Consider the following 14,964-nt stretch of genomic DNA (forward strand, 5'->3'; position numbering starts at 1 on the left):
GGAGCGGGCATGCTGTGAAAACTTCTCTGCCTGCCCGGCTCCTGCAAACCCTGGCCCCCTGGCGCAATGCCCCGGCCTGGCACATCGCATTCTCCGGTGGCCTTGATTCCACCGTCCTGCTGCACCTCCTCGCCAATTTGGCCAACACCGAATCGCTCCCGCCCCTCAGTGCTGTGCATGTTCATCATGGCCTACAAGCTGCAGCTGATGCATGGCCCGCTCACTGTCAGTCGACGTGCGACAGCCTGGGCGTGCCGTTGCGCGTGATGCGTGTGCAGGTGCAACCCGGCGCCAGTCTTGAGCGTGCTGCCCGTGACGCGCGTTACCAGGTGTTTACCGAGGTGACCGGAGCAGGGGAGGTGCTACTGACGGGCCAGCATCGCGACGATCAGGCAGAAACCTTGTTGTTCCGTCTGCTGCGTGGGGCAGGTGTGCGCGGGCTGGCGGCAATGCCGGTACATCGCCCGCTGGCGGCAGGCTACCTTGTACGGCCCTTGTTGGATGTCCCGCGTGCAGAGCTGGAAGCCTATGCCGAGGCGTATCAGCTCACATGGATTGAAGATCCTTCGAACGCGGACTCGCGGTTCTCCCGTAATTACCTGCGCCACCGCGTGCTTCCAGTACTGGCGGAGCGCTGGCCGCAGGCTAACTCAAACCTGGCGCGGACTGCCGAGCACCTCAATGAGGCCCAGGCCCTGCTGGATGAGTTGGCACAGATGGACCTGCAAGCGGCCAATCAGCCTTCGCCGTTTCCCTGGTTGCACTTGCCGTCCCTGTCGCTTACGCCGTTGCGCGAGCTTTCCAATGCCCGCCAACGCAACGCCCTACGTCACTGGCTAACCCCTCTGACCCGTCTACCCGACAGCGACCACTGGGCCAGTTGGCATTCCTTGCGTGATGCCAAGGGCGACGCACAGCCCCTGTGGCGGCTGGCGGACGGTGATATGCAGCGCAGCGGTGAACGTATCTGGTGGCTGCCCTCCACTTGGTCGGAATTTTCCGACGCAACGGTGAGCTGGCCCGATCCGCAAAACCCACTAGAGTTACCCGGCAATGGTCAGGTGAAACTGACGGGCAGGGTGCCCGGAGGCCCATTGACGATCCGCTACCGCCAGGGCGGCGAAATCCTTGCTGTGCCCGGCCGAGGTCGGCGCGACTTGAAGCGCCTGCTTAACGAAAGTGGCTTGCCGGGCTGCGTCCGTGGCAGATTGCCGCTGCTGTATCAGGGCGAGCAATTGCTGGGTGCGCCCAGCCTTGCGGGACTCTGGCCGGCACCGAGTGATGACTGGCAATTACATTGGATGCCACAGACCTGCGATCAAGGTTTGAGCTGATAGAGCCTTTCCGGTAGACTACGCTCCCTTCTTGATACAACTTCTGTGGATTCGTTTGAATCGCAGGAGTTGCCGATTACCAAGCAGTCTTTGCTGGGCGATTCCAAAAAATGTGTAGCGATCAACGTACCGGTGTTTCATTGCTGGTCTGTCACCACGCGGCGGTTTTTTTGAAAGGTGCACTGTGATTAATGCAGGTGATCGGGGGCTTCGGCCTTCCTTCGCTTTCCCCGGCGGCTCGGACCGCTTTAACGCAGACTTCTAGGGTTTTTCATGACGCGCTACATATTCGTCACGGGCGGTGTTGTTTCTTCATTGGGGAAAGGCATCGCATCGGCTTCATTGGCGGCCATCCTGGAGGCGCGGGGACTTAAGGTCACCATGCTCAAGCTGGACCCGTACATCAACGTTGACCCGGGCACCATGAGCCCGTTCCAGCACGGTGAAGTGTTCGTCACCCACGACGGCGCCGAGACCGACCTGGACCTGGGCCACTACGAGCGGTTCATCCGCACGACCATGACCCAGAACAACAACTTCACCACCGGCCGTGTCTACGAGCACGTGCTGCGCAAGGAGCGCCGTGGTGACTACCTGGGTGCAACCATCCAGGTGATCCCGCACATCACCGACGAAATCAAGCGCCGCATCATCAAGGGTGCAGGCGATGCCGACGTGGCCATGGTCGAGATCGGTGGCACCGTCGGTGACATCGAGTCGCAACCGTTCCTCGAAGCCATCCGCCAGCTGCGTTTCGAAGTCGGCGCCAAGCGCGCGATGCTGATGCACCTGACCCTGGTGCCTTACATCGCCACCGCCGGCGAAACCAAAACCAAGCCTACCCAGCATTCGGTCAAGGAACTGCGTTCCATCGGCCTGCAGCCGGACGTGCTGGTGTGCCGCTCCGATCACCCGATCGACATTTCCTCGCGTCGCAAGATCGCGCAATTCACCAACGTTGAAGAGCGTGCGGTGATCGCGCTGGAAGACGCCGACACCATCTACAAGATCCCGGGCATCCTGCATTCGCAAGGCCTGGACGATTTTGTGGTCGAGCGTTTCGGCCTGCAATGCAACGGCGCGGACCTGTCCGAGTGGGAAGCCGTGGTCGACGCCAAGCTCAACCCTGAGCACGAAGTCACCATCGCCATGGTCGGTAAGTACATGGAATTGCTGGACGCGTACAAGTCGCTGATCGAAGCGATGAGCCACGCCGGTATCAGCAACCGTACCAAGGTCAACCTGCGCTACATCGACTCCGAAGACATCGAGAACCAAGGCACTGCCTTGCTCGAAGGTGTGGACGCGATCCTCGTGCCAGGCGGTTTCGGCCTGCGTGGCGTGGAAGGCAAGATCACGGCTGTTCAATATGCTCGCGAGAACAAGGTGCCGTACCTGGGTATCTGCCTGGGCATGCAAGTGGCCGTCATCGAGTTCGCCCGTAACGTGCTGGGCTGGAAAGACGCCAACTCCACCGAGTTCGACAGCAAGAGCGGTCACCCGGTCGTGGGCCTGATCACCGAGTGGGAAGATGCCACCGGCGCGGTCGAGACCCGTACCGAAGCCTCCGACCTGGGCGGCACCATGCGCCTCGGCGCGCAGGACTGCCTGCTGGAGCCGGGCTCGCTGGTTCACGATTGCTACGGCAAGGACGTGATCGTCGAGCGTCACCGTCACCGCTACGAAGTGAACAACAACCTGCTGCCGCAAATCAAAGAGGCCGGCCTGAAAATTTCCGGTCGCTCCGGTGATGGCGCGCTGGTTGAAGTGGTCGAAGCACCGGATCATCCATGGTTCGTCGCGTGCCAGTTCCACCCTGAGTTCACCTCGACGCCGCGCGACGGTCACCCGTTGTTCAGCGGTTTCGTCAAGGCCGCACTGACGCAACACCAGAAGAAGGCGTAACCCTGATGGCCCAGAAGATCATTCGCGTCGGCGACATCGAGATTGCCAACGACAAGCCCATGGTGCTGTTCGGCGGCATGAACGTGCTGGAAAGCCGTGACATGGCGATGCAGGTCTGTGAAGAGTACGTGAAGGTTACCGAGAAACTCGGTATCCCTTACGTGTTCAAGGCCAGCTTCGACAAGGCCAACCGTTCGTCCGTGACCTCCTATCGCGGCCCAGGCCTTGAAGAAGGCATGCGGATCTTCCAGGACATCAAGCAAGCCTTCGGCGTGCCGATCATCACCGACGTCCACGAGCCTGAACAGGCTGCCGTGGTCGCCGAGGTGTGCGACATCATCCAGTTGCCGGCCTTCCTGTCGCGCCAGACCGACCTGGTCGTGGCGATGGCCAAGACCGGCGCTGTGATCAATATCAAGAAAGCCCAGTTCCTCGCACCCCAGGAGATGAAACACATCCTGAACAAGTGCGTGGAAGCGGGTAACGACCAGTTGATCCTCTGCGAGCGCGGTTCGAGCTTCGGCTACAACAACCTCGTGGTGGACATGCTCGGTTTCGGCATCATGAAACAGTTCGAATACCCGGTGTTCTTCGACGTGACCCACGCGCTGCAAATGCCCGGTGGTCGCGCCGATTCCGCGGGCGGGCGCCGTGCCCAGGTGCTGGACCTGGCCAAGGCTGGCATCAGCCAATCTCTGGCGGGCCTGTTCCTTGAAGCCCACCCGGACCCGGATAACGCCAAGTGCGACGGCCCATGCGCCCTGCGCCTGGACAAGCTGGAGCCATTCCTGGCCCAGCTCAAGCAGTTGGACGAACTGGTCAAGAGTTTTCCGACGGTAGAGACCGCGTAAGCCGCGTTTCTCCGGTAGAATTTCCCACGCTTTATGCTCAGGCCTGCGGGCCTGAGCCTTGTCGTCTGCAAGCCTGCCTCGTTGTTCCACCCTTGCGGTCGGTCAAAAGATTTCCTTCAGCTGCGTCGTTTTCGTCAACTTTGGAGTGTTTACAACAATGGCAAAAATCGTCGACATCAAAGGTCGTGAAGTTCTCGACTCCCGTGGCAACCCCACCGTCGAAGCCGACGTGCTTCTCGATAACGGCATCATCGGCAGCGCCTGCGCGCCGTCCGGTGCTTCTACCGGTTCGCGCGAAGCGCTGGAACTGCGTGATGGCGACAAGAGCCGTTACCTGGGCAAGGGTGTACTCAAGGCTGTAGCCAACATCAACGGCCCGATCCGTGACCTGTTGCTGGGCAAGGACCCGCTGGACCAGAAAGCCCTGGACCACGCGATGATCAAGCTCGACGGCACCGAAAACAAAGGCAGCCTGGGCGCCAACGCCATCCTCGCCGTGTCCCTGGCCGCCGCCAAGGCTGCTGCCCAGGACCAGGACCTGCCGCTGTACGCCCACATCGCCAACCTGAACGGCACGCCGGGTGTTTACTCCATGCCGGTGCCGATGATGAACATCATCAACGGTGGCGAGCACGCCGATAACAACGTCGATATCCAGGAATTCATGGTGCAGCCGGTGGGCGCCAAGTCCTTCTCCGAAGGCCTGCGCATGGGCACCGAGATTTTCCATCACCTCAAAGCTGTGCTGAAGGCCCGTGGCCTGAGCACTGCGGTGGGTGACGAAGGTGGTTTCGCACCGAACCTGGCGTCCAACGAAGATGCACTGAAAGTGATCTCCGAAGCCGTGGCCAATGCTGGCTACAAGCTCGGCACCGACGTGACCCTGGCCCTGGACTGTGCGGCCAGCGAGTTCTATGAAGACGGCAAGTACAACCTGTCCGGTGAAGGCCAGGTGTTCAACTCCGAAGGTTTCGCTGACTACCTGAAGGGCTTGACCGAGCGCTACCCGATCATCTCGATCGAAGACGGCCTGGACGAGTCCGACTGGGACGGCTGGAAAATCCTCACCGACAAGATCGGCGAGAAAATCCAACTGGTGGGCGACGACCTGTTCGTGACCAACACCAAGATCCTGAAAGAAGGCATCGATAAAAAGATCGCCAACTCGATCCTGATCAAGTTCAACCAGATCGGCACCCTGACCGAAACCCTGGAAGCCATCCAGATGGCCAAGGCTGCGGGCTACACCGCCGTGATCTCCCACCGCTCCGGCGAAACCGAAGATTCGACCATTGCCGACCTGGCTGTGGGCACCTCGGCGGGCCAGATCAAGACCGGTTCCCTGTGCCGTTCCGACCGCGTTTCCAAGTACAACCAATTGCTGCGTATCGAAGAGCAACTGGCAGGCAAGGCCAAGTACAACGGTCGCGGCGAGTTTCGCGGCTGATCGCACTTGTTGGTAAGGCATGGTAAAAAGTCGGCGGATTGCGTCGGAAAACTCACGACAGTGTGGATTTCGACGCTAATCTGATGGCTATCAAGCACAAGCCTGGTTCTTCCAGGCTTCGTGCTATCAGTTGCTTCAAAAGTTTTGCATGGCTGTCTTTTTTCACTGGATACCCGATATTCGATGCGCAGTCCCAATTGGTTGTTCCTCGTCTTGCTCTTGTTGCTGGCTGGCCTGCAGTACCGCCTATGGGTGGGTAATGGCAGCTTTGCGCAGGTAAAAGACCTGACCGAGCAAATTGCTGCACAGCACGCCGAAAACGAGATCTTGCTGGAGCGTAACCGCGTCCTTGATGCCGAAGTGCTTGAGCTGAAAAAAGGCACGGAGACCGTTGAAGAGCGGGCTCGTCATGAATTGGGCATGGTTAAGGAGGGCGAAACCCTCTACCAGTTGGCTCAATGAACCCTGGTTTGCCGGCCTTCTGGGCCGTGATTCCTGCCGCGGGCGTCGGTGCCCGTATGGCTGCGGACCGTCCCAAGCAATACTTGCAGCTGGGCGGGCGGACTATTCTCGAACACAGCCTTGGCTGTTTTCTCGACCATCCATCGCTCAAAGGCCTGGTGGTCAGCCTTGCTCCTGATGATCCTTATTGGCCGACGCTGGCGTGTGCGGCTGACCCGCGTATCCAGCGTGCGGACGGCGGCTCGGAGCGCTCGGGCTCGGTACTTAACGCGCTATTGCACCTGAATGCCCTGGGTGCCAGCGATGACGATTGGGTGCTGGTGCACGATGCGGCACGACCGAACCTGAGTCGCGATGACCTCGACAAACTGCTGGCTGAGCTGGCAGACGACCCGGTGGGCGGCCTGCTGGCCGTGCCGGCCCGCGATACGCTCAAGCGCGTCGACAAGCACGGACGTGTGGTTGAGACCGTCGACCGCAGCCTGATCTGGCAAGCCTACACGCCGCAGATGTTCCGCCTCGGTGCCTTGCACCGCGCATTGGCCGACAGCCTGGTGGCGGATGCCGTCATCACTGACGAAGCGTCGGCGATGGAGTGGTCCGGCCAGGCGCCGCGCCTGATCGAAGGGCGCTCGGACAATATCAAGGTGACCCGGCCGGAAGACCTGGAGTGGTTGCGGTTGCGGTGGGCGAACCGACGTTAAGCCACGCCATACTCGGGCCTTTCAGCCAGCCCGGCTTTCAAGAAATCCACCAACTTCCTGACCTTCGGCGACAAATGCCGCTGCTGCGGATACAACGCCCACACCGCCGTATTCGGCGGCTGATGCGCCTCCAGCAACGACACCAGCGCGCCGCTGTGCAGGTGCTCCAGCACGTAATAGTCCGGTAATTGGCATAACCCCACGCCCTGCAGCGCCGCGTCCAGCACCGCTTGCCCACTGTTGCAGCGCCAGTTTCCCTGCACCCGCTGGGAAAACTCCCGACCGTCTTGGGCCAGTTGCCAGATATCCGAGCTGCCGATCAAGCAGTTATGCCGACTCAATTCCGACAAACTGTGTGGCCGACCATACCGCGCCAGGTAGGACGGCGACGCGCACAAGTACATGCGCCTGGGCGCCAGGCGGCTGGCGACCATGCGCGAATCCTGCAAACGCCCCAGGCGGATCGCCAGGTCGAGGCCTTCATGCACCAGGTCCAGCTGGCGGTTGCTCAGCTCGATATCCACACGCAACTGCGGATAGAGCGCCATGAACCGTGTGACCAGCGGCACGATAAAACGCTCGCCGTACGCCACCGCGCAGGTCATGCGCAACATGCCCTTGGGTTCACTGGTGAGGTCGCCCACCGCGCGCAAGGCTTCTTCGCGACCGTCCTGCAGGCGTTGGCAATGTTGCAGGAAGGTCTGGCCGGCTTCGGTCAGGGTCACCTTGCGCGTGCTGCGATACAGCAGCCGCGTTTGCAGGCGTTCTTCCAGGCGCGCCACTTGGCGGCTGATGTGGGACGACGACACGCCCAGACGTTCCGCCGCCGCGGTGAACTGGCTGCATTCGGCGACCGCGACGAACTCATCGATGCCTTCCCAGCGGTTTTCCAACATCACGATTATCCCTGTACAGCAATAAAGTTTTGCTTTTGTCCGGATTATTCATCAGTCAGCCATGTTTTACACTCACCGTCTCAATTTTCAACCGCCTGGAGAAACCCGGATGATCAAGTCCCGCGCTGCCGTAGCCTTCGAAGCCAAGAAGCCCCTTGAGATCGTTGAAGTGGATGTCGCCATGCCCAAGGCCGGCGAAGTGTTGCTGCGCGTAGTCGCTTCGGGCGTGTGCCATACCGACGCCTACACGCTGTCGGGTGCTGATCCGGAAGGCATCTTCCCGTCGATTCTCGGTCACGAGGGCGGTGCGGTGGTCGAAGCGATCGGAGAAGGCGTGACGTCGGTGGCAGTGGGTGATCACGTGATCCCGCTGTACACCCCGGAGTGCGGCAAGTGCAAATTCTGCCTGTCGGGTAAGACCAACCTGTGCCAGGCCATCCGTTCCACCCAGGGCAAAGGCCTGATGCCGGACGGCACCACACGTTTCTCCTACAAAGGCCAGCCGATTTTCCACTACATGGGCACCTCGACTTTCTCCGAGTACACCGTGCTGCCGGAAATCTCCGTGGCCAAGATTCCTAAAGAAGCCCCGTTGGAAAAAGTCTGCCTGCTGGGCTGTGGCGTCACCACCGGTATCGGTGCAGTGATCAACACGGCCAAGGTCAAGCCGGGCGACACCGTGGCCATCTTCGGTCTTGGTGGTATCGGCCTGTCGGCGGTGATCGGTGCGGTCAAGGCCAAGGCCGGCCGCATCATTGCCATTGACATCAACCCGGCCAAGTTCGAAATCGCCAAGCAACTGGGCGCCACCGACTGCATCAACCCGAAAGACTACGATCGCCCGATCCAGGACGTGATCGTCGACCTCACCGACGGCGGCGTGGACTTCTCCTTCGAATGCATCGGCAACGTACAGCTGATGCGCGCCGCGCTTGAGTGCTGCCATAAGGGTTGGGGCGAGTCGGTGATCATCGGTGTGGCCGGTGCCGGTCAGGAAATCGCTACCCGTCCATTCCAACTGGTGACCGGTCGCGTCTGGCGCGGTTCGGCCTTCGGCGGCGTGCGCGGCCGCAGCGAATTGCCAAGCTACGTGGAGATGGCCCAGACCGGCGAGATCCCGCTGGACACCTTCATCACCCACACCATGGGCCTGGAAGACATCAACAAAGCGTTTGACCTGATGCATGAAGGCAAGAGCATTCGTACCGTCATCCACTTCTGAGGTCGGCCATGAGTCTGGAAAACCTGTCGTGCCAGAAAAGCTTCGGCGGCTGGCATAAACGCTACAAGCATCATTCCGATGTGCTCGGTTGCGACATGACTTTCGCCGTCTACCTGCCGCCGCAAGCGGAGGAGGGCGGCAAGTTGCCGGTGCTGTACTGGCTCTCCGGCCTGACCTGCACCGACGAGAACTTCATGCAGAAGGCCGGCGCCCAGCGCATGGCTGCCGAGCTGGGGTTGATCATCGTTGCGCCGGACACCAGCCCACGTGGGCCGGGTGTTCCGGGTGACCCGGATAACGCCTGGGATTTCGGCCTCGGTGCCGGCTTCTACCTGAATGCCACCCAGGAACCCTGGGCCAAGCACTATCGGATGCATGACTACGTGGTGCAGGAATTGCCGGCCTTGGTTGAAGCGCATTTCCCGGCCTCGGGCAAGCGCGGCATCAGTGGTCACTCCATGGGCGGCCACGGCGCGCTGGTGTGTGCGTTGCGCAACCCTGGGCGCTACTTGTCGGTGTCGGCGTTTTCGCCGATCAACAACCCGATGGATTGCCCGTGGGGCCAGAAAGCCTTCTCGCGTTATTTGGGCGAAGAGCGCTCTAAATGGCGCGAGTGGGACGCCTGCGTGCTGATCAGCGAAGCCTCGGAAAAGCTGCCGCTGCTGGTGGACCAGGGCGACCGCGACGATTTCCTCGCCGTGCAACTCAAGCCTGAAGCCCTGCAGCAAGCGGCCAAGGCGGCCAACCATCCGCTGGAACTGCGCCTGCAGCCTGGCTACGACCACAGCTACTTCTTTATCGCCAGCTTCATCGAAGACCATTTGCGACACCATGGCCGTGCTTTGCTCGGTTAATGTGAGGCAAAAGTAGGTAGAATCACGCCCTGAATTAAATCGGGGCGTTTTTTTATGCGTATTGGCCACGGCTACGATGTGCACCGTTTCGCTGAAGGCGATTTCATCACCCTGGGCGGCGTGCGCATTGCGCACCACCATGGGTTGCTGGCTCATTCCGACGGCGACGTTGTGTTGCATGCCTTGAGCGATGCCTTGCTCGGCGCAGCGGCGTTGGGCGATATCGGCAAGCACTTTCCGGACACCGACCCGACCTTCAAGGGCGCGGACAGCCGTGTACTGCTGCGTCATGTGGTCGGCTTGATCCATGCCAAAGGCTGGAAGGTCGGCAACGTCGATAACACCATCGTGGCCCAGGCGCCGAAGATGGCCCCCCATATCGAGTCGATGCGCGCGCTGATTGCCGCGGATCTGCAAATAGAACTGGATCAAGTGAACGTGAAAGCCACCACCACCGAAAAGCTCGGCTTCACCGGTCGGGAAGAGGGCATTGCGGTGCACTCTGTTGCCTTGTTGCTGCGCGCATGAATGACCTGCAACTGTTGGGTCCAAGGGCCTATGGCGAGGCCTTGGGCAGCGCGGTACTGAAGGCGACGGCCGAAGACTTCCAAGTTGATGAAGTGCTGGACATCCCGCTAACCGGAGAAGGTGAGCACCTGTGGTTGTGGGTGGAAAAACGCGGGCTCAACACCGAGGAAGCCGCGCGGCGGATCGCCAAGGCAGCGGGCGTGCCGTTGCGCACGGTCAGCTATGCCGGGCTCAAGGATCGCCAGGCGTTGACCCGCCAGTGGTTCAGCGTGCAACTGCCCGGCAAGGCCGACCCGGACATGAGCGCGGCGGAAAACGACACCCTCAAGATCCTCAAGACCGCCCGCCACAAGCGCAAGCTGCAACGCGGTGCGCACTCGGCCAATGGTTTCACCTTGCGCCTGACCCAGTTGGCCGGTGATACCGCCGCTATCGACGCGCGGTTGCAACTGATTGCACAACACGGCATTCCCAACTATTTCGGCGCCCAGCGTTTTGGCCACAACGGCGGCAACGTGGTCGACGCCCGTGAGTGGGCCGCGCGCAAGGCCTTGCCGGAACAGCGCAACGTGCGATCGCGGTTGCTGTCCACGGCGCGCAGCTTCCTGTTCAACAAAGTGTTGGCAGCGCGTGTGGCCGATGGTTCGTGGCAACGTGCCCAGGTCGGCGACTTGCTGGCGTTTACCGACAGCCGCAGTTTTTTCCCGGCAGGGGAGGCTGAATGCAGCGACCCGCGCCTGGCGATCCTGGACCTGCACCCGACCGGCCCGCAGTGGGGCGAAGGCGATTCGCCTGCCACGGGTGCAACCTTTGAACTCGAACAGGCTGTTGCTGCCGATGAAGCCGACCTGCGTGATTGGCTGGTGAATGCCGGCATGAGCCAGGAACGTCGCATTCTGCGACTGCCCATTGGCGGTTTGACGTGGCATTATCCCTCGCTGGACATTCTGCAATTGGAATTCGTCCTGCCGGCCGGATGCTTCGCCACTGTCTTGGTGCGCGAGCTTGTTGATCTGGTGCCGGTGGGGCAGACGGACAACCCATGCGTATTCTGATATCAAACGATGACGGTGCCACCGCACCCGGTCTTGCCGCGCTCTATGCTGCGCTGGAAGATTACGCCGAGTGCGTGGTGGTCGCCCCCGACCAGGACAAGAGCGGCGCCAGCAGTTCGCTGACGCTCGACCGTCCGCTGCACCCGCACGTCCTGGCCAATGGCTTTATCAGCGTGAACGGCACCCCCACCGACTGCGTCCATTTGGCGATCAACAGCCTGCTGGATCAGGAGCCGGACCTGGTGGTGTCGGGTATCAACCTCGGTGCCAACCTAGGCGATGACGTGCTGTATTCCGGCACCGTGGCGGCGGCGCTTGAAGGTCGCTTCCTGGGGCGTACGGCGTTCGCCTTTTCGTTTGCTTCGCGCCAACTGGATAACCTGCCGACCGCTGCGTATTTTGCGCGCAAGCTGGTGGAGGCCCATGGCTCCCTGAACCTGCCACCGCGCACGGTGCTCAACGTCAATATTCCCAACTTGCCCCTCGACCATATTCGCGGCATCCAGCTGACGCGCCTGGGCCATCGCGCCCGCGCGGCGGCGCCGTTGAAGGTGGTCGACCCGCGTGGCAAGGAAGGCTATTGGATTGCCGCGGCGGGTGATGCGGAAGATGGCGGTGAAGGCACGGACTTTCATGCCGTGATGCAAGGTTATGTATCGATTACCCCGTTGCAATTCGATCGCACCTTCAGTGATGCCTTCAGTGGTCTCGATGGCTGGCTGGAGGGGCTGCGCTGATGGGCCGTGAACAAGACGACTTGCTGCGCCGGGGCATCGGCATGACGTCCCAGCGTACCCGCGAACGCTTGATCCAACGCTTGTACGAAGAGGGTTTGTCCAACGCTCAGGTGCTGGAAGTGATCCGGCGTACGCCTCGGCACCTGTTTGTCGATGAAGCCCTGGCCCACCGTGCCTATGAAGACACGGCGCTGCCCATCGGCCACAACCAGACCATCTCCCAGCCATACATGGTGGCGCGCATGAGCGAGCTGCTGCTGGCGGCGGGGCCTTTGGACAAGGTGCTGGAAATCGGCACCGGCTCCGGCTACCAGACCGCCGTACTGGCGCAACTGGTGGAGCGGGTGTTTTCGGTCGAGCGCATCAAGGTGCTGCAAGACCGCGCCAAGGAGCGCCTGGTGGAGTTGAACCTGCGCAACGTGGTGTTTCGCTGGGGCGATGGCTGGGAAGGCTGGCCGGCGCTGGCGCCTTACAACGGCATCATCGTCACCGCCGTAGCCACCGATGTGCCCCAGGCGTTGCTTGATCAACTCGCTCCAGGCGGACGTCTGGTCATCCCGGTTGGCTCCGGCGAAGTGCAACAATTGATGCTCATTATCCGTGAGGAAGAAGGCTTTTCCCGGCATGTACTCGGCGCCGTGCGCTTCGTGCCATTGCTCAATGGCCCGCTGGCCTGATCATTTGTTCGCCGGCAGTGAATTCTGTTGGTGGGGATGTGTCTTACGGCGGGGTCTATCGAGTCAACATGATCGGGCGTCGGCATTAAACACGATGAATTTTTCGTTTCAGTCGTGTGCCGGTAAAAAGCCAATGCCCAGTTATACTTGCGTCATATTTCAAGCCTGATACAGGCATTCATGTTCAGCCACCACAAAGGGAGCGGCGGGTGAGTCTCACAGGTCTTGCGCAGCGTATGAGTAAAACAAGCTTTCATCGACTGGTGCTTGGCCTCGTCTTCAGTTCCGTGTTGGTCGGGTGTTCCAGCTCGCCAAGCAGCGGCGCACGGGTGGTTGACCGTAATAATGCCGTCCCGCAGAAACCGACGGTGACCACCGGACAATATGTGGTGCGCAAGGGCGATACGATGTTCTCGATCGCCTTCCGTTATGGTTGGGATTACAAGGCACTTGCAGCACGTAACAATATTCCTGTGCCATACACGATACATCCGGGTCAGACGATTCGCTTCGATGGGCGCACCGGTTCAACGCCTACGGCAGTTGTGACAAACACCGGATCTTCGCCGTCGTCTTCGAGCAAAACCACCATCATCACCCGGCCTGCAGGCACCGCCACACCGGCCCCTGCGACCAAGCCGGCACCCGCGCCGTTGCCACCTGCCGGGCCTGCGCCGACCGGTTGGGGATGGCCCTCAAACGGAGTGTTAATTGGAAAATTCTCTTCAAACGGTAGTTTGAATAAAGGCATTGATATCGCCGGTGATTTGGGACAGCCTGTTTTAGCTGCGTCTGATGGGACAGTGGTGTACGCCGGGAGTGGTTTACGGGGCTACGGCGAGCTGGTCATCATCAAACACAGCGATACCTACGTCAGTGCTTACGGTCATAACCGTAGGCTGTTGGTTCGGGAGGGGCAGCAGGTCAAAGTCGGACAGACAATTGCCGAAATGGGGTCAACTGGTACAGACCGGGTGAAACTGCACTTTGAGATTCGCCGCCAAGGGAAGCCTGTAGACCCACTGCAATTCCTACCCCGTCGTTGATGTGTTGCACAGCCTGTTCCCTCACGTAGAAGGAACAGGCTCCAGCGTTGCCAAGGATAAAGGCGCCGCTTGAGCTTGAGGTCGAACTCACCAAAGGACTATAACAATGGCTCTCAGTAAAGAAGCGCCGGAGTTTGACATCGACGATGAGGTTCTCCTTATGGAGACCGGTATCGATACGGAATCGATGTCGAATGAGGGACCTGCTGTACCTTCAGTTCGCACCAAATCCAAGAACTCCACCGCGTTAAAGCAACACAAGTACATTGACTACACGCGGGCGCTCGATGCGACCCAGCTGTACCTCAATGAAATCGGCTTTTCCCCTCTGCTGACCCCCGAAGAAGAAGTCCATTTTGCGCGCTTGTCGCAAAAGGGCGATCCGGCTGGGCGCAAGCGCATGATTGAAAGCAACCTGCGCCTGGTGGTGAAAATCGCCCGACGCTATGTCAATCGTGGGCTGTCCCTGTTGGACCTGATCGAGGAGGGCAACCTGGGCTTGATCCGGGCTGTGGAGAAGTTCGACCCTGAGCGGGGCTTCCGCTTTTCGACCTACGCCACCTGGTGGATTCGTCAGACCATCGAACGGGCGATCATGAATCAGACCCGCACGATCCGGTTGCCGATCCATGTGGTCAAGGAGCTCAACGTCTACCTGCGGGCAGCGCGTGAGCTTACCCAAAAACTCGATCATGAACCTTCGCCTGAAGAAATCGCCAACCTGCTGGAAAAACCGGTAGGAGAGGTCAAGCGCATGCTGGGTCTTAATGAGCGCGTGTCTTCGGTCGATGTCTCGCTGGGTCCGGATTCGGATAAAACCCTGCTGGACACCCTGACGGATGATCGTCCTACCGATCCTTGCGAGCTGTTGCAGGACGATGATCTTTCCCAAAGCATTGACCAGTGGCTGTCGGAGCTCACGGACAAGCAGCGTGAGGTGGTGATTCGTCGCTTCGGCCTGCGTGGCCATGAGAGCAGCACCCTGGAGGACGTAGGTCTGGAGATCGGCCTGACCCGTGAGCGGGTGCGGCAGATCCAGGTGGAAGGGCTCAAGCGCTTGCGTGAGATCCTGGAGAAGAATGGCTTGTCGAGTGAGTCGTTGTTCCAGTAATACGCAGGACGAAATGTGGGAGAGGGCTTGCTCGCGAAAGCGGAGTGTCAGTCAACGAAAGTACCGACTGATTCACCGCTTTCGCGAGCAAGCCCGCTCCCACATTTTTTGTGCTCGGCATTGCATGGGTGTTAG

At 60.3% G+C, this 14,964-nt stretch carries 15 protein-coding genes; 14 read left to right on the forward strand and 1 reads right to left on the reverse strand.

The window, feature by feature from the left end:
• Nucleotides 1-14: 14 nt before the first annotated feature.
• From tilS to ispD, 6 genes are all read left to right on the forward strand, one after another.
• Entirely contained in the window at nt 15-1,334 is a 1,320-nt protein-coding gene (gene tilS / locus OZ428_RS08110) for a tRNA lysidine(34) synthetase TilS (protein WP_269133073.1), read from the forward strand.
• A gap of 273 nt (nt 1,335-1,607) precedes the next feature.
• Nucleotides 1,608-3,239, forward strand: coding sequence for a CTP synthase (locus OZ428_RS08115; RefSeq protein WP_010212443.1), 1,632 nt, complete (start codon nt 1,608-1,610; stop codon nt 3,237-3,239).
• Between the two features lie 5 nt (nt 3,240-3,244).
• Complete coding sequence (kdsA, locus tag OZ428_RS08120) at nt 3,245-4,090, forward strand: 3-deoxy-8-phosphooctulonate synthase (protein WP_010212442.1); 846 nt, start codon at nt 3,245-3,247, stop codon at nt 4,088-4,090.
• Between the two features lie 157 nt (nt 4,091-4,247).
• A complete protein-coding gene (gene eno / locus OZ428_RS08125; protein ID WP_133074429.1) occupies nt 4,248-5,537 on the forward strand; it encodes a phosphopyruvate hydratase in 1,290 nt (429 codons plus the stop codon).
• Between the two features lie 183 nt (nt 5,538-5,720).
• Nucleotides 5,721-5,999, forward strand: a complete 279-nt coding sequence (ftsB, locus tag OZ428_RS08130) for a cell division protein FtsB (RefSeq protein ID WP_003231201.1) — start codon at nt 5,721-5,723, stop codon at nt 5,997-5,999.
• On the forward strand, nt 5,996-6,703 hold the full coding sequence (ispD, locus tag OZ428_RS08135) for a 2-C-methyl-D-erythritol 4-phosphate cytidylyltransferase (protein WP_269133074.1): 708 nt from the start codon (nt 5,996-5,998) through the stop codon (nt 6,701-6,703). The genes ftsB and ispD overlap by 4 nt, the downstream gene beginning before the upstream one ends.
• On the opposite strand, the gene OZ428_RS08140 is transcribed toward ispD, so the two are convergent.
• Nucleotides 6,700-7,599, reverse strand: a complete 900-nt coding sequence (locus tag OZ428_RS08140) for a LysR substrate-binding domain-containing protein (protein WP_269133076.1) — start codon at nt 7,597-7,599, stop codon at nt 6,700-6,702. The two genes, ispD and OZ428_RS08140, sit on opposite strands and share 4 nt — an antisense overlap.
• A gap of 109 nt (nt 7,600-7,708) precedes the next feature.
• Between OZ428_RS08140 and OZ428_RS08145 the strand changes: the two genes are divergently transcribed.
• The 8 genes from OZ428_RS08145 (at nt 7,709) to rpoS (ending at nt 14,829) form a co-directional block, all read left to right on the forward strand.
• Complete coding sequence (locus OZ428_RS08145) at nt 7,709-8,821, forward strand: S-(hydroxymethyl)glutathione dehydrogenase/class III alcohol dehydrogenase (RefSeq protein ID WP_010212435.1); 1,113 nt, start codon at nt 7,709-7,711, stop codon at nt 8,819-8,821.
• Nucleotides 8,822-8,829: 8 nt separating this feature from the next.
• The gene (fghA, locus tag OZ428_RS08150) at nt 8,830-9,675 is read left to right on the forward strand and encodes an S-formylglutathione hydrolase (RefSeq protein WP_133074426.1); all 846 of its coding nucleotides are present in this window, start codon (nt 8,830-8,832) and stop codon (nt 9,673-9,675) included.
• A gap of 54 nt (nt 9,676-9,729) precedes the next feature.
• A complete protein-coding gene (gene ispF, locus OZ428_RS08155; protein WP_012722614.1) occupies nt 9,730-10,203 on the forward strand; it encodes a 2-C-methyl-D-erythritol 2,4-cyclodiphosphate synthase in 474 nt (157 codons plus the stop codon).
• Nucleotides 10,200-11,258 (forward strand): tRNA pseudouridine(13) synthase TruD, encoded by a 1,059-nt coding sequence (gene truD / locus OZ428_RS08160; protein ID WP_033902777.1) that lies wholly within the window; start codon nt 10,200-10,202, stop codon nt 11,256-11,258. Before ispF ends, truD begins: the two co-directional genes overlap by 4 nt.
• Complete coding sequence (surE, locus tag OZ428_RS08165) at nt 11,246-11,995, forward strand: 5'/3'-nucleotidase SurE (protein WP_061435552.1); 750 nt, start codon at nt 11,246-11,248, stop codon at nt 11,993-11,995. Before truD ends, surE begins: the two co-directional genes overlap by 13 nt.
• A gap of 41 nt (nt 11,996-12,036) precedes the next feature.
• Nucleotides 12,037-12,672 (forward strand): protein-L-isoaspartate(D-aspartate) O-methyltransferase, encoded by a 636-nt coding sequence (locus OZ428_RS08170; protein WP_010212427.1) that lies wholly within the window; start codon nt 12,037-12,039, stop codon nt 12,670-12,672.
• A 209-nt stretch (nt 12,673-12,881) separates the two neighbouring features.
• Nucleotides 12,882-13,718: a peptidoglycan DD-metalloendopeptidase family protein gene (locus OZ428_RS08175; protein WP_133074425.1), complete on the forward strand. Its 837-nt coding sequence runs from the start codon at nt 12,882-12,884 to the stop codon at nt 13,716-13,718.
• 106 nt (nt 13,719-13,824) lie between these two features.
• Nucleotides 13,825-14,829, forward strand: a complete 1,005-nt coding sequence (gene rpoS, locus OZ428_RS08180) for an RNA polymerase sigma factor RpoS (protein ID WP_016976882.1) — start codon at nt 13,825-13,827, stop codon at nt 14,827-14,829.
• Nucleotides 14,830-14,964 lie beyond the last annotated feature (135 nt).

The organism is Pseudomonas sp. GXZC, assembly GCF_026967615.1.
GTDB lineage: Bacteria > Pseudomonadota > Gammaproteobacteria > Pseudomonadales > Pseudomonadaceae > Aquipseudomonas > Aquipseudomonas azotoformans_A.